The following is a 15,223-nucleotide window of genomic DNA, read 5'->3' on the forward strand; positions in this document are numbered from 1 at the left end:
ATCCCGTCCCATGGTGTAGTACTGAGATCCATAGTACTAAGTTGCTTAGTAGAGAACCGACCTCGGGAGAACCAGCACTCGTGTCCCCACACCGATCCCGGCTCGCCACCTGCGGGGCGTTCCTCACCACCACGGCCGTAATCCTCGGTTTCGGCGTGACGCCCGCGGCCGCGCAACCGGAGGAGACGTCCGACGCCATGCGCCGCTACCAGGAACTCGGCGCCGAAGCCGCGAAGACCGACGAAGACCTCAAGCAGGCCGAGGAGGACCTCAAGGCCAGACGCGCCGAGCGAGATCAGGCGAACACCGATCTGGCCGCCGCCACCGACGCACTGGGCCGGACCCAGGGGCTGGAGGAGGAGTTCCGCGGGGAGGTCGACGACCTCGCGTCGGCGAGCTTCCGCGGTGCCGGCGTCACGCGGATGTCCGCGCTGCTCACCAGCGATTCCTCGCAGCAGTTCCTCGACCAGATGTCGGCGCTGGAGGTGCTGGCGGCGGACAAGGCGGAGGCGCTTGGGCGGTTCCGCGGTGCCACGGCCGAAGCGGGTCGGGCGCGGTCCGCGTCGGCCGAAGCGCAGCAGCGCGCCCAGGAGGCCACCGGCACCGCCGAGCGCACGGCGGAGCAGGTGCGTGACCGCAAGCGCACGCTCGACGGCCAGATCAAGGAGGTCCGCCGGGCGCTGGACCGGTTGCCGTCGGCCGAGAAGGCCGCGCTGGGCAAGGTCCAGGACAACGGTTCCTACCTCGGCCCGCCGGGTGCGGCCAACGACGCGTTGCAGGCGGCGCTGTCCAAACGCGGCTCCGAGTACCAGTGGGGCGCCACCGGACCGGCCGAGTTCGACTGCTCGGGCCTGACCTCGTGGGCCTACCGGCAGGCGGGGATCTCGATCCCGCGGACCAGCCGTCAGCAGTACACGGCGGGCAAGCCGGTGTCGCTCAACGCCTTGCAACCCGGTGACCTGCTGTTCTACGACGACGGCACCGGGAATCCGGGCGCCATCCACCACGTCGGCATGTTCGTCGGCAACGGGAAGATGGTCGACGCCCCGACCGAGGGGCAGTTGGTCGACGTGCGGTCGATGAAGGGCGACGGCCACCTCATGGGCGCCCGGCGCATCGTCGGCTGATCATCGCCGTCTTGCGATCACATCGCCAGTTGTTGTTATCATCGCTGTATGACGATGGATAGCCTGGATCCGGCGGTGGCGTTGTTCCACAGCCTGTCCGACGGCACCCGGCTGGCGATCGTGCAGCGGCTGGCCCGGGGCGAGGCCCGGGTTTCGGACCTGGTCGGGGAGCTGGGGCTGGCACAGTCGACGGTGTCGGCGCACGTGGCGTGCCTGCGGGACTGCGCGCTGGTCGAGGGCCGTCCGCAGGGGCGCCAGGTGTTCTACCGCCTCGCGCGGCCGGAACTGATGGACCTGCTGGCGTCGGCGGAGACGTTGCTGTCCGCGACCGGCAACGCGGTGGCGTTGTGCCCGAACTACGGCACCGACTCGTGCGACGGCGACCGGCGATGAGCGACGCGTGCTGCGGCGACGAGCAGCCGGTCGCCGCCGTGCACGAGCCGCTGTGGCGGGAACTCCGATTCGCCCTGGTGTCCGGGGTGTTCCTGCTGGCCGGGCTGGCCACGGGCTGGTTCGGCGGGCCACGGCCGGTCGAACTCGGGCTGGAAGTGCTGGCGTTGCTCGCCGGTGGCTACACCTTCGTGCCGTCGACGCTGCGGCGGCTGGTCAAGGGCAAGATCGGCGTCGGCACGCTGATGACCATCGCCGCGGTCGGGGCGGTGGTGCTCGGCGAGGTCGGCGAAGCCGCGATGCTGGCTTTCCTGTTCTCGATCAGCGAGGGGCTGGAGGAGTACTCGCTGGCCAGGACTCGCCGTGGTCTGCGAGCGCTGCTGTCGCTGGTCCCCGAGCGGGCGACCGTGATGCGCGGCGGCACGGAAGCCGTGGTGTCTCCGGCGGAGTTGCGGCTCGGGGACCGGATGCTGGTCCGGCCGGGGGAGCGGATCGCCACCGACGGCGTGGTCGGGGACGGTCGCACCGCGCTGGACGTCTCCGCGATCACCGGTGAGTCCGTGCCGGTCGAGGCCGGGCCGGGGGACGAGGTGTTCGCCGGTTCGATCAACGGCACCGGCGTGCTGGAGGTCGAGGTCACCGCCACCGCCGAGGACAACTCGCTGGCGCGGATCGTGCGGATCGTGGAGGCCGAGCAGGCCAGGAAGGGCGCGGCCCAGCGGCTGGCCGATCGGATGGCCCGGCCGCTGGTGCCCGGCATCATGGCCGCCGCCGTGCTGATCGCCGTGCTCGGTGCGGTGTTCGGTGATCCGGCCATCTGGGTCGAGCGCGCGCTGGTCGTGCTGGTCGCCGCTTCCCCCTGTGCGCTGGCGATTTCGGTGCCGGTGGCGGTGGTCGCGGCGGTCGGTGCGGCCAGCCGGTCCGGCGTGCTGGTCAAGGGCGGGGCCGCGCTCGAAGCACTCGGCCGGGTGCGCGGGGTGGCGCTGGACAAGACCGGCACGCTCACCGCGAACCGGCCCGCGGTGGTCGAGGTCGTCGGTGATCCCGGCGTGCTGCGGTGGGCGGCCGCGCTGGAGGCCCGCAGTGAACACCCGCTCGCCCGCGCGATCCTCGACGCGGCTTCGGACGTCGAGCCGGCTTCGGACGTCGAGGCGGTTCCCGGCGCCGGGCTGACCGGCCACTTCGATGGGCGGAAGGTCCGGCTGGGCCGTCCCGGTTGGCTGGAACCGGGCGAGTTCGCCGCGGACGTGCGGCGCCTGCAGGAGGCGGGCGCGACCGCGGTCCTGGTGGAGTACGACGGCCGGGTCGCCGGGACCATCGCCGTGCGCGACGAGCTGCGTCCCGAAGCCGCCGAGGTCGTCGCGCGGCTTCGTCGAGACGGCTACCAGGTCGCGATGCTCACCGGCGACAACCACGCCACCGCCGGGGCGCTGGCCGCGGAAGCCGGGATCGACGAGGTCCACGCCGAACTGCGCCCGGAGGACAAGGCGCGCCTGGTGGCCGACCGGCGCTCGACGGCGATGGTGGGCGACGGCGTCAACGACGCACCCGCCCTCGCCACGGCCGAGGTCGGCATCGCGATGGGCGCGATGGGCACGGACGTGGCGATCGAGACCGCCGACGTCGCGCTCATGGGGGAGGACCTGCGGCACCTGCCGCGCGCGTTCGCCCACGCCCGGCACGCGCGGCGGATCATGCGGCAGAACGTCGGCGTGTCCCTGGGATTGATCATCGTGCTGATGCCGCTCGCGTTGTTCGGGGTCCTGGGCCTGGCCGCGGTGGTGCTCGTGCACGAACTGGCGGAGGTCGTCGTCATCGCCAACGGCGTGCGCGCCGGGCGATCGGGGAAGGGAGCGTTCTGATGGCTGTGGCCGCTTTGGTGGCGTACGTGGTCTATCTGGTGCTGGCGTTCGGGATGCGCAGTGTCCAGCAGTACCGGCGCACGGGCGACATCGGTTTCCGCGGGGTGAGCGGGCGCCCCGGTTCGCTCGAATGGTGGGGTGGTGTGCTGTTCGTGCTCGCCGTCCTGTTCGGACTCGCGGCGCCGATCCTGCAGCTGGCCGGTGTGCTGTCCCCGTTGCTGGACAACGCGGTCGTGCACGTCGTGGGGGCGGTGCTGGCGGTGGCCGGGATCGCGGGCACGCTGGCGGCGCAGCAGAGCATGGGGGCGTCGTGGCGGATCGGGGTCGACCGGGCCGAGACGACGGCACTGGTCACCACGGGCGCATTCGGCTTCGCGCGCAACCCGATCTTCACCGCGATGATCGCCGCCGGTGCCGGGATCGGCGCGCTGGCACCGAACCCGCTCGCCGTGGGGGCGGTGGTGGCGCTGGTGGCCGCGATCGAGATCCAGGTCCGGGCGGTGGAGGAGCCGTACCTGCTGGCGTCCCACGGCAGCGCCTACCGGGACTACGCCACGCACGTCGGCCGCTTCCTGCCCGGGCTGGGGCGCCTCGCGTGAGCTGCTCCGGCCACCAGAGTCGTGGGGTTTTCTGCCCGGGCTGGGTCGCCTCGCGTGAGCTGCTCCGGCCACCAGAGTCGTGGGGTTTTCTGCCCGGGCTGGGCTGCCTCGCGTGAGCTGCTCCGGCCACCAGAGTCGTGGGGCTTTCTGCCCCGGCTGGGCCGTCTGGCCTGAGTTACTCCTGCCACCAGAGTCGTAGCGCGTTTTCGCCGGCGACGGCTTGGCGTGCGGCGGAAGGCAGGTCGTCGAGCAGCTGGGCGAGCCGCGCCACTTCGGCCTTCCAGTCCGAGTGCGGGCCGACGATGTCGCTGCCGCAGACGAACCGGTCCGGGTGCGCCACGACCAGCTCCCGCCACCGCGGGACCAGCCGCCCGTCGTCGAGGATGTGGTCGAGCAGCGCCCACGACAGGTCCACGTGCAGCCGGGGGTGCTGTTCGAGCAGGTCGGCGACCACCTTGCCCTGGTCCTGCGGCTCCACCCGGCGGGAAACGCCGGCGTGGCACCAGACGACCGCGGTGCGCGGGTGCCGCCGCAGCATCCCGGCCAGCTGGTCGACGTACTCGTGTTCCCCCGGCCGTCCCGGCGAACTGCTGTCGTGGTGGATCGCGATTGGCACCTCGCGCTCGGCGGCGAAGTCGAAGACCGGGTCGAGCGCGAGGTGGTCCGCGCACGGGTTCTCGCCCCTGGTCAGGTTGGTCAGGTCGTCGTGGCGGAGCATGACCTCGCCGATGCCCCGCCACGTGTCGTGCCGCGACCACACCAGCTCCACGTGCTCGATCGCGAGGCGGTCGGTGGGGTCGAACCCGCACATCGTCGGCGCCACCCGGCTGCCCAGGTCGTCCGGCAGTTCGGCGTGCAGGCTCGCCACCAGCTCGTCGGTCAGCGAGTAGTACTGGCACGGCGCGTTGCCGTCGAGGTAGTAGCCGGGTTTGCGCGGCTCGTTGAGCGGCCACTTCTTCTTCACCGGCAACCCGCACACCACCGCGCGGTCCACTCCGGCGTCCGCCAGCTTCCGCGCGAAGGCCGCCGGGGTGAGCCGGTCCTGCAGGAAGTCCACCACGTGGACATGCGCGTCGACGAGCATCGCGCCAGCCTAAGGAAGATCGGCGGTAGCGGCATCCGCACCGCGCCGGGACAGCAGCGACTGCAGGACGACGAGCCCGCCGAGGACGAGCACGGCCACGCCGAGCACCCGCAACCCGGTGCTGGCGCCGGTGACGAACGCGCTGACGATTTCGTGGGCGCGTCCGGGGTGCGCGGCGAGCGCCTGGGCCACGGTCCTGGCGTGCACATCGGGCGGGAGTTCGGCGGTGAAGCGGGCGGTGAGCACCGTGCCGATCACGGCGACCCCGAGCGCGCTGCCGAATTCGCGGGTGGTGGCCTGCAAACCCGTGCCGACGCCGGTCTGCGACGGCGGCAGCGAGCCGGTGATGACGCCGGAGAGCGTCGGCAGGGCCAGCGTCACGCCGATGCCGGTCACCACCAGCCAGGCCGCGTAGGCGGGATACGGGGTTTGGGTGTCGCTTGTGGACAGTCCAAGCAGGCCGCCGCCGACGCAGGCGAACGCCAGCACCAGGGTGGCGTCGAGGCCGATGCGCCGGGCCACGCGGCCGGCGTGCGGCCCGCCGAGGATCAGCGGCACGGTCAGCGGGATGATCCCGAGCCCGGTGCCCAGCACGCCGAACCCCTTGCCGTACTGGAGGAACGAGGCGTTGACGTAGAACAGCGCGAACATGCCGAAGAACACCGTGGTCATGCCGAGGCAGGCGCTGCGCAGGCCCGCGATCCGGAACAGGCGGGGGTCGAGCAGCGGGTGCTCGGTCCGCAGTTCGACGAACACCCAGGCGGCGAAGAGCACCGCGGAACCGGCGAACCCGCTGAGCACGATCGTGCTGCCCCAGCCTGCCTCCGGGCCCTGCACGATGCCGACCAGCAGGGCGACCGAGGCACCGACGAACAACGCCGCGCCGAGCGGGTCGAGGCGGCGGTCGTGCCGGGACGACACCGGCGCGATCCGGGCGGTGAGCGCGGCGAGCACCAGCGCGAGCGGGACGGCGGCCGCGAACAGCCAGCGCCACGACCCGCCGGTCAGGATCGCGCCACCGCCGACGTTCCCGGCGACCCCGCCGATCCCGGTCATCGACGCCCAGGTGGCGATCGTCGCACCCTTGCGTTCGGCGGGTACGGCGTGCAGCAGCACGGCGAGTGTGTTGGGCAGCACAGCGGCGGCGCCGATGCCGGTGACGGCCCGTCCGGCGAGGAGGATCGGCACGTCGGGGGCGATCGCGGAGAGCAGCGCGCCCGCGGCGAACAGCCCGAGCCCGGTCAGCAGCACGCCCTTGCGCCCGAAGCGGTCACCGGCCGCGCCGCCGGGGATCACCAGGCAGGCGAAGAAGATCACGTAGGTGTCGACGAGCCAGACCAGTGCCGGGGCCGACGGGTGCAGCTCGCTCGCGGCGAGCATCGGCACGGCGAGGTTGATCGCCGCGACCATGCCGACGACCAGCACGACGCAGGCGCACAGGGTGGTGAGCAGGCCGCGGTGCCCGACGGGGCGTTCTTGGAGGACGGTGTGGGACATGGCGTCGACGCTAGGAAGATCCGGGACCGTTGTGCCACGCAAGATTGACAAGGTTGCTTTGCGTCCAACGCAATCCACCGGTGTACCGGCCTGCCGGAGGCGATACCGGAGAGACCTCGTCTAGGCTCGCGGGCATGCCCGACACGCAGTACGAAGACCTCCTCCGCCACGTCCTCGACACCGGCGCGCGCAAGGGGGACCGCACCGGCACGGGCACGCGGTCGATCTTCGGGCACCAGCTCCGCTACCGGCTCTCCGACGGCTTCCCGCTGGTCACCACCAAGAAAGTGCACTTCCGCTCGATCGCGTACGAGCTGCTGTGGTTCCTGCGCGGCGACTCGAACGTGAACTGGCTGCGTGAGCACGGCGTCTCGATCTGGGACGAGTGGGCGGCCCCCGACGGCGACCTCGGACCGATCTACGGCGTGCAGTGGCGGTCGTGGCCGACCCCGGACGGCGGCCAGATCGACCAGCTCGCCGAGGTGCTGCGCGCGCTGCGGGAGAACCCCGATTCGCGGCGGATCATCGTCTCCGCGTGGAACGTCGCCGACATCCCGAGGATGGCGCTGCCGCCGTGCCACGCGTTCTTCCAGTTCTACGTCGCGGACGGCAGGCTGTCGTGCCAGCTGTACCAGCGCAGCGCCGACCTGTTCCTCGGCGTGCCGTTCAACATCGCCAGCTACGCGCTGCTCACGCACATGCTCGCCGAGCAGTCGGGCCTGGAGGTCGGCGACTTCGTCTGGACCGGTGGCGACTGCCACATCTACGACAACCACGAGGAGCAGGTCCGCACGCAGCTCGCCCGTGACGCGCGGCCGTTCCCCTCGCTGAGCCTGAAGCCGGCGGACAGCCTGTTCGACTACAGCTACGAGCACATCGCGCTGGACGGCTACGACCCGCATCCCGGCATCAAGGCGCCGGTGGCGGTGTGATCGGGCTGATCTGGGCGCAGTCCTCGACCGGGGTCATCGGCCGCGACGGCACGCTGCCGTGGCACCTGCCCGAGGACCTGAAGCACTTCCGCGCGGTGACCTCGGGCGCGACCGTGCTGATGGGCCGCCGCACCTGGGAGTCGCTGCCGCCGCGGTTCCGGCCGCTGCCCGGCCGGCGCAACCTCGTGCTGTCGAGCACCCCGCAGGCGGGCGCGGAAACTTTTCCCGACCTGGCGGAAGCCCTGGCGGCGGTGTCCGGGGACGTGTGGGTGATCGGCGGCGCGGCGGTGTACCGCGCGGCCCTGCCGATCGCGGACCGCGTCGAGGTCACCGAGATCCAGGAGCCCTTCGACGGCGACACCTACGCGCCGGACGTCGGGCGCGCGCCGGACTCGATCGGGGCGTGGCAGGAGTCCACGACCGGCCTGCACTACCGGTTCCTGAGCTGGGCCTGAACCGGTAGCGGGCGGCGCGGGACCGGCTCGGACACGACGATCGAGGTGGTCGTCTGCCCGAACATGAGGAACTGGTCGAGCACCGCTTCGAGCTGCGCGATCGACGGCCCGTGCACCTTGAGCAGGAAGCAGTCCTCCCCGGTGATCCGGAAGCACTCGACCACCTGCGGGGTCTCCTGCGCCGCCGCGACGATCTTGGGGAGCTGACCGGGGCCGGGGCGGATGCGCACGAAGGCGGTCACCGGCAGGCCGAGCGCGGCCGGGTCGACCTCCATCCGGAAGCCGGTGATCACCCCGGCGCGCTCCAGGCGCTGGACGCGTTCGGTGACCGCCGGCGCCGACATGCCGACGCGGCGGCCGAGCGCGGACATGGACAGCCGCGGGTCGTCGTGCAGCTCGTCGAGCAGGCGCAGGTTCACCCGGTCCAGCAGCGGTGATCGATCGGTGAAGGTTTCTAGGTCGTTTTGCCTGGAATTCGCAGCCAACTGAGGTCGTCTTCCTGGACAGTGCCATTCCGGCAGCGGGCTTTACCTCGGAAGATACTCCGCATGGCCAGGGCGTACTTCGTCGTCAGCGCGGTTTTCCACTATCTGGGGCCCGCTTTCGCCGTGCTGCTGTTCGCCCGCGTCGACGTGCTCGGCGTGGCCTGGCTGCGGATCGCCGGCGCGGCGGTGGTGCTCGCGCTGTGGCGGCGGCCGTGGCGGCTGTTCCGGCGGCTCACCCCGGAGCTGCTCGGGCTCGGGGTGGTGCTCGCGGCCATGAACACGGCGTTCTACCTGGCCATCGAGCGGCTGCCGCTGGCCACCGTCGGGGCGATCGAGTTCCTCGGCCCGGTCCTGCTCGCCGCGATCGGGGTGCGGACCGGGCGGAACGCGCTCGCCCTCGTGCTCGCCGTGGCCGGGGTGCTCGCGCTGACCGACCTCCAGCTGACCGGTGCGCCGCTCGGGTTCGCCTTCCTCAACTGCGGGCTGTTCGTGCTCTACCTCGTGCTGGGACACCGGATCGCGAACAGCGGGGTCTCCGGGGTCGACCGGCTCGCCGTCGCGATGTCGATCGCCGCGGTGGTCGCGACCCCGTTCTGCCTCGGCGCGGCGGTCCCGGCTTTCGGCAGTCCGGTGGCGCTGCTGGCCGGGTTCGGGGTGGCCGTGTGCTCGTCGGTCATCCCGTACGTGGCCGACCAGCTGGCCATGGCGCGGTTACCGCGGAGCACGTTCGCGCTGATGCTGAGCCTGCTCCCGGCGGTCGCGACGCTGATCGGGGTGGTGGTGCTCGCCCAGCTGCCCACCGCCGGGGAGGCCGCGGGCATCGCGCTGATCGCCGGTGCCGTGCTCATTCACCAGGAAACCAAGGAGAACTGATGGAGTACACCCGCTTGGGCAGGTCCGGGCTGACCGTGTCGCGGATCTGCCTCGGCATGATGAGCTACGCCGATCGGGGTTCGTGGGCGTGGATGCTCGACGAGGAGGCGGCGGAACCGATCGTGCGGCAGGCGGTCGAGTCGGGGGTGACCTTCTTCGACACCGCGGACATGTACTCGGACGGGGCGAGCGAGGTGCTGACCGGGCGGTTGCTCGCGAAGCTGTTCCCGCGCCGGGAGGACTACGTGCTGGCGACGAAGGTCTACTTCCCGACGGGTGCCGGGCCGAACGACAAGGGCTTGTCGCGCAAGCACATCATGGCCGCCATCGATTCCTCTTTGGACAGGCTGGGGGTGGACCACGTCGACCTGTACCAGATCCACCGGTGGGATTACGACACACCGATCGAGGAGACGATGGAGGCGCTCGACGACGTGGTGTCCGCCGGGAAGGCGAGGTACCTCGGGGCGTCGAGCATGTTCGCGTGGCAGTTCGCCAAGGCGCAGCACGTCGCGGAGGCGCACGGCTGGACGCGGTTCGTGTCGATGCAGAACCACTACAACCTCGTGTACCGGGAGGAGGAACGGGAAATGCTGCCGCTGTGCCGGGATCAGGGGGTCGGTGCCATTCCGTGGAGCCCGCTGGCGCGCGGCCTGCTCACCGGCTCCCGCGACCGCGGTGGCGCGGGAGTCACCGCGCGGTCGGGTTCGGACCCCATCGCCGACGCCATGTACACCGACGACGACTTCGACGTGGTCGACGCAGTCCGCGCCCTCGCCGCGGCGCGGGACCTGCCGCCCGCGCGGATCGCACTGGCCTGGCTGCTGGGGCGTTCCGGGGTCACCGCCCCGATCATCGGCGCCACGAAGCCCCGGCACTTGGAGGACGCCGTCGCCGCGCTGGAGGTGGCACTGGACCCGGACGAGGTGGCGGCGCTGGAGGCGCCTTACCGGCCACACGCCGTGCTCGGGCACCAGTGATCAGAAAGCCTTGCCCAGCCAACCTTCGAGGGCGGTGTAGTCGGCGTCGGTCAGCCCGTACCGGGGATCGACGCGGTGCAACAGCGCGGATCCCCGGTGGTGCGCGGAAACCCAGGCCCGATCGACGTCGGTGATCTCGTCGTCGACCCAGGCGAAGGGTCGCCCTCCGGCCCGGTCGACGAGCGCGCGGGTCTTCCAGTGCAACCCCGCGCGTTCGTCCAGATCGTCCACAGCGGACGGTTCCGGCCAGGCGACCACGGCCAGCTCCGGCAGACCGAGCCGGGGAGCGATGATCTCGTTGGCGTCGTGCATCCAGGTGGTGGCCCAGAGCAGGTCGCACGCCAGTGCCGCCAGTCGCGGGCCGTGGCCGGGATCGAGCCGGGACAGCAGCGGGTTCGAGTCGTCCGGGGGGCCCAGGGCCGGGTACGCCGTGAGGCCGAACGGGATCAGCGGCCCGTCGACGTCGAGGAAGAGCAGCGGGCTTCGGTCCGCGCCCGCGGGGGTCCTGCTGAACTCGCTCATGCCGGTGCTGACGTTCCGCGTGGTCCGCGGGTTGCCCGAGGACCGTCGTCGTGGCGCGCCGCCGGTCGCGGAACGGGTGCCCGCGGGCTGACGGACGGCGGGGGCGGGCCCGGTTGTCTAGGGTGAGGCCATGTCGCTGGATGCCGTGAAGACCCGCGCCGTGCTGCGCACCTCGGCGCGGGTTTCCCTGCAGATGCTGGTGGTGCTGGTGCTGACCGGGGTGGTGCTGTGGCTGCTCGGCCGGATGTGGTCGGTGGTCTGGCCGGTGGTGATCGCGCTGCTGATCACCACGCTCACCTGGCCGATCGCCCGGTTCCTCCGCCGGCGGCGCTGGCCCGCCGCGCTGGCCGCGGCCTCGGTGACGGTGTTGTTCCTGCTGGTGGTCACCGGAATCGTGCTGCTCATCGTGCTCCCGGTGGCGAGCCAGTCCGGCGCGCTGGCCGACGGGGTGGTCGACGGCATCGAGCAACTGCGGGAGTGGGCGGCCGGGCCGCCGCTGAACATCGGCGAGGCGCAGATCAGCGGCGCGCTGGACACGGCGGTGACCCGCATCCAGGACAGCGTCGGCAGCATTCTCACCGCGACCGCCACCGGTGTCGGCACGGTGGCCAACGGGCTGGTGACCGCGGTGCTGTCGGTGTTCCTGATGTTCTTCTTCCTCAAGGACGGCCCGCGGTTCCTGCCGTGGCTGGGCCGTCAGCTGCCGGGACGCCTCGCCACCGACGTGCCGGTCGTGGCCGAGCGGTGCTGGGGAACGCTCGGTTCGTTCGTGCGGTCCCAGGCATTCGTCGGCCTGCTCGACGCGGTGTTCATCGGGCTCGGGCTGTGGATCGTCGGGGTGCCGCTGGTGCTGCCGCTGGCCGTGCTGACCTTCGTCGCGGCGTTCGTGCCGATCATCGGCGCGCTGTTCGCCGGGGCGGTGGCGGTGCTCATCGCCCTGGTGTTCAACGGCTGGGTCGAGGCGCTGATCGTGCTCGGCATCATCATCGTGGTGCAGCAGCTGGAGGGGAACGTGTTCCAGCCGATGCTGCAGAGCCGCGGGCTCGGCCTGCACGCCGGGGTGGTGCTGCTGGCGGTGACGCTGGGCGGGAGCCTGGCGGGCATCACCGGGAGCCTGCTCGCCGTCCCGGTGGCGGCGATGTTCGCGGTGATCTGGACCTACGTCCGGGACCAGCTGAGCACCACGCCGGAGGTCGAGGAGGAGCCGGCCGAAACCGCCTGACGCCGGTCAGAAGACCGTCGGCCTGCGCCGATCCGGGATGGTCGCCCAAGGCACGTCCGCCAGGCTCATCCGCCAGCGGTAGAAATACGCCCGGCCCGCCTCTTCCATCGTCCGCCCGGCAGGAACCTCGAAGACGGCGCAGGCCCACGGGTTCGGGAACGGGAAGCACACCACGAACTGCCGGGACATCCCGCGGCGACGCACGACCTTACCCGTCGCGGCGGCTCCCTCACCGGGAAAGCGGCTCTCGTACCTGTCCAGCTCCTCGGCGAGGCCGGTACGCGCCGCCTCCGCTGTGCTGAAGAGGTTGACCGGCCACAACACGTTCCACGGACCGGTCGGCCCCAACTGCGGGATCGACGCGGGTACGCGCACCCGCAGCCAACCCCAGCCCGGACCCGGAGAGTTCTCGCCAAGGAACACCTTCTCGACCCCCGTCGCGTGCGAAGCGGCCTACATGGTGCACCCGCTCGACGATGGGTGTCGAGCCCGATGGTGGGCGGGGTTCACGCGTCGCAGAATCGGGGGGACTGGAACCGGGACGGGGTGATCGCCGTGGACACCGACGAGCACACGACGGTTCCGGCCGCGGTGGTCACCGCGGGCTGGGTGGCGGGAGCCGGCCTGCTCGTGGTGGCTGCCGGGCTGGCGGTGTTCCGGCTGGTCCCCGCGGGCCACTGCCTGGTCGTGCGCAAGCTCGGCCACCCGGTCGTCGTGCGCGGACCCGGGATCGCGTTCCTGCTGCCCGGCCTGCACCGCGGCGTGCGCGTGTCGCTGGCCACCACGCGGCTCGACCTGCTCTGGGTGACCGCGGTGACCGCCGACGGGGTGCCGGTCACGGTCAGCGCGGGCGCCCAGGTCGCGGTCCGCGATCCCGAGGCCTACGTGCTGACCGGCACCGACGAAGCCGCCGCCGGGACCGAAACCGTGGCCGAGGAAGAGATCCGGGACCACGTCGGCCGCCGGACGCTCACCGAGTTGGCGCGGCTGACCGGCGAGGACCGGGTCTGCGCGCTCGGCCCGGTGATCAGCAGCCGCACGCGCGCGTGGGGGATCGAGGTCGCCGCGGTCGAGTTCACCAGGGCCGAGGTGCCGCTGGGCGCCGACTTCCTGCGCTGGTCGGCGCGCCGGGCTCAGGACTTCGGTATCGTGCTCGACCGGCAGCGACGACGGTTGCTGGTCCGCGGCCGGGCCATCGAGCTCGACGGGGACGAGGCCGAACAAATCGCCGAGCTGCTGCACGGCCGCCCGGTGGCCGACCGCGTCGCCGCGCTGGAACGGCGGTTCGCCGAGCTCACCGGGGACGAGTCATGACCGCGCTCGGCCCGGCGCCCCGGGCTCGGAGGGGAGCCGCCATGCAAGCACGGGACATCGCCGCGAACGTGCCGACGGTGACCGTGGACGATCCGGTCGCGAAGGCCGTCCGCGTGCTGGCGGTGAGCCGCCTGCCCGGGCTGATCGTGGTCGACGCCGCCGGCCGCCCCCGGATCGTGCTGCCCGGGACGCAGGTGCTGCGCCTGGCCGTGCCCGACGCCTACCAGGAGGACCCGGCGCTGTGCCGGGCCGTCGACGAGGCGCACGCGGACCGGTTCCTGGAGGAGATCGGCGGCCGCACGGTCGGGGACTGCCTGCCTCGGCAGCCGGTGAAACCGGTGGTCGCCGCGGTGGACGCCACGCTCCTGGAACTCGCCGCGCTGATGGCGCGGACGCACAGCCCGCTGGTCGCGGTGGTCGAACCGGACGGCACGCTGGCCGGTGCGATCACCCTGGCGCGGTTGCTGACCAGCCTCGCCGTCTCCGGTTTCGGTGACTGACCGCCGAAAGGGTTCGAACGCACCACACCGGGCACCGGCCGCGTCCACTAGGTTCTCCGGCGAGACCCTGTCTTGACCATCGGAGCACGCATCATGACCGTCCCGGGGCCATCCACGTTCGAGGACGGCAAGCCCTACGTCAAAGCCGGGACCTGGCGGCTGTTCCTGGCCTGGCTGGTCGACTTCGTGGTGTTCGTGTTCGGCGTGCTGGCCGGCGTCGTCGTGCTGTCCGTTGTGGACCTCAAGGCCCAGCTCGACAACGGGGTGATCGCCCTGGGCCTGGTGGCGATCATGTTCCTGGTGCCGTTGCTGTACGGCCTGTGCTACCGCAACGGCCGCGCGCTCGGCGCGGTGCTCACCGGCACGCGGCTGGTGCGCGTCGCGGACGGTGGCCGGATCGGCGGCAAGGGACCGTGGGCGATGCTGGTCCGGACGGTGCTGCTGCCGTTGCTGCTGGTCGTGGTGATCGTCGGCGCGCTGACCGGTGGCGGTTCGGCGCCCGGTGGTTCGCAGGTCAGGATCAGCGTGGACGACCGCCGGGGACGCTGATGGGCAAGCGGTGGGAACGCCGCAGGCGCCGTCTCGTGCGGCGGTGGTCCGAGGCCGGGCCGGTCGGTGGCGCGCTCGCCGTGTTGTTGAGCCTGGGACGGGCGAGGAACTCCGACGCCGAGGACGCGTTCGCCGAGGCGGCGCTGGCCGTCGACGGGGTGGTGTCGGCCGAATTCGACTGCAGTGACAAGTTCGGTGGTGGCTGGCAACGGGGCAACGTGGTGATCCGGGCGTCGTCGCGCGAGGAGGCGGACCGCGTCGTGGCCGCGTTGCTGCGGGCGTTCGCCGCCGAGCCGCGCCTGGAGCCCCGATGGTCGACACCGCAGCAATACCGGAACGAGGACGGGTCCATTGTGGTCGGAGCCGTAGGGTTCTCCGGGGCGCCGACGATCCGCGAGTTGCGCGCGCGGTACGGAAAGGACTGACGCCGGTGCGGCGAGCTTGGCTGGGAGTGGTGGCTTTGGTGCTGCCCGTGTCGGCGTGTTCGGGCGGTGCCGAGCGCTGCGAGGAGGCTTTCGCCGCGGTGACCACGGCGGTCGACGGCGTGGCGTCCGCGACGTGGGACTGCAGCGAGCAGTTCGGCGGTGGCTGGCAGCGTGGTGACGTGGTGATCGAAGCGGCCAGCGAGCGCGAAGCCGTCTCGGTGATCGACGCGATCATGCGGGCGTACGCCGCTTCGCCGGACCTCGAGGACGGCTGGTCGGTGCCGCAGGAGTTCAAGACGCACGACCGGTCGATCGTCGTCAGCCCGAAGGACCTGGGGTTCTCCGGGCCACCCACGCTGCGCCAGGTGCGGGCGCACTACGGCATCACGCCGGGTTGACCGGCATCA

General features: G+C 71.8%; 19 protein-coding genes. 14 read left to right on the forward strand and 5 right to left on the reverse strand.

Going from position 1 to position 15,223, the window contains the following annotated elements; all coding sequences use genetic code 11:
• The first annotated feature begins 80 nt into the window (after nt 1-80).
• From JYK18_RS25730 to JYK18_RS25745, 4 genes are read left to right on the forward strand one after another with little or no spacing between them, the layout of a single operon-like run.
• Nucleotides 81-1,127 carry an NlpC/P60 family protein gene (locus tag JYK18_RS25730; RefSeq protein ID WP_307796057.1) on the forward strand — a complete coding sequence of 349 codons (1,047 nt, stop codon included), beginning with the start codon at nt 81-83 and terminating at the stop codon, nt 1,125-1,127.
• 48 nt (nt 1,128-1,175) lie between these two features.
• Entirely contained in the window at nt 1,176-1,520 is a 345-nt protein-coding gene (locus JYK18_RS25735; protein WP_206805982.1) for a helix-turn-helix transcriptional regulator, read from the forward strand.
• A complete protein-coding gene (locus JYK18_RS25740) occupies nt 1,517-3,379 on the forward strand; it encodes a cation-translocating P-type ATPase (RefSeq protein WP_206805985.1) in 1,863 nt (620 codons plus the stop codon). The genes JYK18_RS25735 and JYK18_RS25740 overlap by 4 nt, the downstream gene beginning before the upstream one ends.
• Nucleotides 3,379-3,978: an isoprenylcysteine carboxylmethyltransferase family protein gene (locus JYK18_RS25745; RefSeq protein ID WP_206805987.1), complete on the forward strand. Its 600-nt coding sequence runs from the start codon at nt 3,379-3,381 to the stop codon at nt 3,976-3,978. The genes JYK18_RS25740 and JYK18_RS25745 overlap by 1 nt, the downstream gene beginning before the upstream one ends.
• 175 nt (nt 3,979-4,153) lie before the next feature.
• Here the strand turns inward: JYK18_RS25745 and JYK18_RS25750 are convergent, their stop codons facing one another.
• Nucleotides 4,154-5,062, reverse strand: a complete 909-nt coding sequence (locus tag JYK18_RS25750; RefSeq protein WP_206805999.1) for an amidohydrolase family protein — start codon at nt 5,060-5,062, stop codon at nt 4,154-4,156.
• 9 nt (nt 5,063-5,071) lie between these two features.
• Nucleotides 5,072-6,502 carry an MFS transporter gene (locus JYK18_RS25755; RefSeq protein WP_374195085.1) on the reverse strand — a complete coding sequence of 477 codons (1,431 nt, stop codon included), beginning with the start codon at nt 6,500-6,502 and terminating at the stop codon, nt 5,072-5,074.
• 191 nt (nt 6,503-6,693) lie between these two features.
• Here JYK18_RS25755 and JYK18_RS25760 point away from each other — a divergent pair, with 191 nt between their 5' ends.
• Both JYK18_RS25760 and JYK18_RS25765 read left to right on the forward strand, forming a co-directional pair.
• Entirely contained in the window at nt 6,694-7,491 is a 798-nt protein-coding gene (locus tag JYK18_RS25760; RefSeq protein WP_206806003.1) for a thymidylate synthase, read from the forward strand.
• On the forward strand, nt 7,488-7,946 hold the full coding sequence (locus JYK18_RS25765) for a dihydrofolate reductase (protein WP_206806005.1): 459 nt from the start codon (nt 7,488-7,490) through the stop codon (nt 7,944-7,946). Before JYK18_RS25760 ends, JYK18_RS25765 begins: the two co-directional genes overlap by 4 nt.
• Here the strand turns inward: JYK18_RS25765 and JYK18_RS25770 are convergent.
• Nucleotides 7,922-8,365, reverse strand: coding sequence for an Lrp/AsnC family transcriptional regulator (locus JYK18_RS25770; protein ID WP_307796058.1), 444 nt, complete (start codon nt 8,363-8,365; stop codon nt 7,922-7,924). The two genes, JYK18_RS25765 and JYK18_RS25770, sit on opposite strands and share 25 nt — an antisense overlap.
• Nucleotides 8,366-8,494: 129 nt before the next feature.
• On the opposite strand from JYK18_RS25770, the gene JYK18_RS25775 reads away from it, so the two are divergent.
• Complete coding sequence (locus tag JYK18_RS25775) at nt 8,495-9,304, forward strand: DMT family transporter (RefSeq protein ID WP_242582076.1); 810 nt, start codon at nt 8,495-8,497, stop codon at nt 9,302-9,304.
• Nucleotides 9,304-10,284: an aldo/keto reductase gene (locus JYK18_RS25780; RefSeq protein WP_206806007.1), complete on the forward strand. Its 981-nt coding sequence runs from the start codon at nt 9,304-9,306 to the stop codon at nt 10,282-10,284. The genes JYK18_RS25775 and JYK18_RS25780 overlap by 1 nt, the downstream gene beginning before the upstream one ends.
• Here JYK18_RS25780 and JYK18_RS25785 read toward each other — a convergent pair whose 3' ends face one another.
• Complete coding sequence (locus JYK18_RS25785) at nt 10,285-10,806, reverse strand: HAD domain-containing protein (protein ID WP_206806009.1); 522 nt, start codon at nt 10,804-10,806, stop codon at nt 10,285-10,287.
• Between the two features lie 130 nt (nt 10,807-10,936).
• Between JYK18_RS25785 and JYK18_RS25790 the strand changes: the two genes are divergently transcribed.
• Nucleotides 10,937-12,028, forward strand: coding sequence for an AI-2E family transporter (locus tag JYK18_RS25790; RefSeq protein ID WP_206806012.1), 1,092 nt, complete (start codon nt 10,937-10,939; stop codon nt 12,026-12,028).
• A gap of 6 nt (nt 12,029-12,034) precedes the next feature.
• Here the strand turns inward: JYK18_RS25790 and JYK18_RS25795 are convergent, their stop codons facing one another.
• Nucleotides 12,035-12,403, reverse strand: coding sequence for a hypothetical protein (locus tag JYK18_RS25795; RefSeq protein ID WP_206806014.1), 369 nt, complete (start codon nt 12,401-12,403; stop codon nt 12,035-12,037).
• Between the two features lie 180 nt (nt 12,404-12,583).
• Between JYK18_RS25795 and JYK18_RS25800 the strand changes: the two genes are divergently transcribed.
• The 5 genes from JYK18_RS25800 (at nt 12,584) to JYK18_RS25820 (ending at nt 15,214) form a co-directional block, all read left to right on the forward strand.
• Nucleotides 12,584-13,342 (forward strand): SPFH domain-containing protein, encoded by a 759-nt coding sequence (locus JYK18_RS25800; protein WP_206806016.1) that lies wholly within the window; start codon nt 12,584-12,586, stop codon nt 13,340-13,342.
• 41 nt (nt 13,343-13,383) lie between these two features.
• Nucleotides 13,384-13,842 (forward strand): CBS domain-containing protein, encoded by a 459-nt coding sequence (locus tag JYK18_RS25805; protein ID WP_206806018.1) that lies wholly within the window; start codon nt 13,384-13,386, stop codon nt 13,840-13,842.
• A 93-nt stretch (nt 13,843-13,935) separates the two neighbouring features.
• Nucleotides 13,936-14,391: an RDD family protein gene (locus JYK18_RS25810; protein WP_206806021.1), complete on the forward strand. Its 456-nt coding sequence runs from the start codon at nt 13,936-13,938 to the stop codon at nt 14,389-14,391.
• Entirely contained in the window at nt 14,391-14,816 is a 426-nt protein-coding gene (locus JYK18_RS25815) for a hypothetical protein (protein WP_242582081.1), read from the forward strand. Before JYK18_RS25810 ends, JYK18_RS25815 begins: the two co-directional genes overlap by 1 nt.
• A 5-nt stretch (nt 14,817-14,821) precedes the next feature.
• Complete coding sequence (locus JYK18_RS25820; protein WP_242582084.1) at nt 14,822-15,214, forward strand: hypothetical protein; 393 nt, start codon at nt 14,822-14,824, stop codon at nt 15,212-15,214.
• The last annotated feature ends 9 nt before the right edge of the window (nt 15,215-15,223 follow it).

This window comes from Amycolatopsis sp. 195334CR, assembly GCF_017309385.1.
GTDB lineage: Bacteria > Actinomycetota > Actinomycetes > Mycobacteriales > Pseudonocardiaceae > Amycolatopsis.

What these genes read in the sequence shown, in the direction of transcription:
- JYK18_RS25780 (WP_206806007.1), top strand. Translation starts at nt 9,304, where the DNA reads ATGGAGTACACCCGCTTGGGCAGGTCCGGGCTGACCGTGTCGCGGATC.
- JYK18_RS25750 (WP_206805999.1), bottom strand. Translation starts at nt 5,062, where the DNA reads ATGCTCGTCGACGCGCATGTCCACGTGGTGGACTTCCTGCAGGACCGG.
- JYK18_RS25805 (WP_206806018.1), top strand. Translation starts at nt 13,384, where the DNA reads ATGCAAGCACGGGACATCGCCGCGAACGTGCCGACGGTGACCGTGGAC.
- JYK18_RS25775 (WP_242582076.1), top strand. Translation starts at nt 8,495, where the DNA reads ATGGCCAGGGCGTACTTCGTCGTCAGCGCGGTTTTCCACTATCTGGGG.
- JYK18_RS25740 (WP_206805985.1), top strand. Translation starts at nt 1,517, where the DNA reads ATGAGCGACGCGTGCTGCGGCGACGAGCAGCCGGTCGCCGCCGTGCAC.
- JYK18_RS25785 (WP_206806009.1), bottom strand. Translation starts at nt 10,806, where the DNA reads ATGAGCGAGTTCAGCAGGACCCCCGCGGGCGCGGACCGAAGCCCGCTG.
- JYK18_RS25735 (WP_206805982.1), top strand. Translation starts at nt 1,176, where the DNA reads ATGACGATGGATAGCCTGGATCCGGCGGTGGCGTTGTTCCACAGCCTG.
- JYK18_RS25815 (WP_242582081.1), top strand. Translation starts at nt 14,391, where the DNA reads ATGGGCAAGCGGTGGGAACGCCGCAGGCGCCGTCTCGTGCGGCGGTGG.
- JYK18_RS25745 (WP_206805987.1), top strand. Translation starts at nt 3,379, where the DNA reads ATGGCTGTGGCCGCTTTGGTGGCGTACGTGGTCTATCTGGTGCTGGCG.
- JYK18_RS25790 (WP_206806012.1), top strand. Translation starts at nt 10,937, where the DNA reads ATGTCGCTGGATGCCGTGAAGACCCGCGCCGTGCTGCGCACCTCGGCG.
- JYK18_RS25760 (WP_206806003.1), top strand. Translation starts at nt 6,694, where the DNA reads ATGCCCGACACGCAGTACGAAGACCTCCTCCGCCACGTCCTCGACACC.
- JYK18_RS25810 (WP_206806021.1), top strand. Translation starts at nt 13,936, where the DNA reads ATGACCGTCCCGGGGCCATCCACGTTCGAGGACGGCAAGCCCTACGTC.